The 1,002-nt window shown below is 72.5% G+C and carries 1 pseudogene; it reads left to right on the top strand.

Features of this window, described 5'->3' with window-relative positions:
• Window positions 1-238: 238 nt before the first annotated feature.
• Window positions 239-1,002 (top strand): annotated as a pseudogene (locus tag R1101_RS0124255) (signal recognition particle-docking protein FtsY); the annotation flags it as partial.

Below are 1,002 nucleotides of genomic sequence, written 5' to 3'. Positions count from 1 at the left end.
GGTGGCCCCCGTTCGGACGGGACGGACCCGGCCCCCGGACCCCCACCGACCCACGGGAACCGTCCCGTAGGAAAAACCCCGGACCGGGAACTGGGAACGGGTCGCCGACGCGCTGTACGGCGTGAGTATGCGTGGCGACGGCATCACCAGGGTCATCTCGCAGCGCCTGCGCGGCCGCGCGATCGCGACACCGGTCCCCGAACCGGAGGAAGAGCTCCAGGCCTGACAGTATGGGTGCGTGAGTACCGGAGCCTGGATAGTCATCGCCGCCGCGCTGGCGGTCGTTCTCGTCGCGCTCGTCGTCGGCCTGACCCTCTACCGTCGGCGGCAGGTGTCGCTCAAGGCGCCCGAGACCCCGCAGCTCGATTCCGCCGAGACCAAGGACCGCTCCGGCGGTTACAAGGCGCAGAGCGGATTCAATTTCTCGCAGGGGACGGCCGCCCCTCCGGCGCCGGCATCCCGGCCGGCGCCGAAGCCCGCACCGAAACCCGAGCCTGCGCCTCGTACCGTGCCGCTGCCGGAGGAGATCACCGAAGCTCCGCCGAGCGCACCTGCGGAACCGAAGGTCGCACCTCCGAAGGTCGAGCCGAAGACTGAGCCGACGGTCGAGCCGAAGCCGGCAGAGTCGAAGCCGGCCGAACCCGAGCCGGTGGAGCCCGAGGTCGTCCCGGAACCGGAGCGACCCGCTCCCGAACCCGTCGAGCCCGAGGTCGTCCCCGCGCCGACGCAGGAACCGGAAGTCGCGCCGACGCCGGAACCCGCTACGGAGGCGGTCGTCGAGCCGGAGGTGCTGCCCGCACCCGCAGAACCGGCCGGGCCGGCGGCTGTTCCCCCGGCCGCCCCGATCGAGGAGATCGAACCCACCGCGGGTCGCCTGGTGCGCCTGCGCGGCCGTCTGGCCCGTTCCCAGTCGGCGGTCGGCAAGAGCCTGCTCGGTCTGCTCGGCGGCGGCGACCTCGACGAGGACTCCTGGGAGGAGATCGAGGACACGCTGCTCGTCGC

The organism is Rhodococcus sp. R1101 (assembly GCF_000278445.1).
Classification (GTDB): domain Bacteria; phylum Actinomycetota; class Actinomycetes; order Mycobacteriales; family Mycobacteriaceae; genus Rhodococcus; species Rhodococcus gordoniae.
This window is presented reverse-complemented; position numbering and strand designations above follow the sequence as displayed.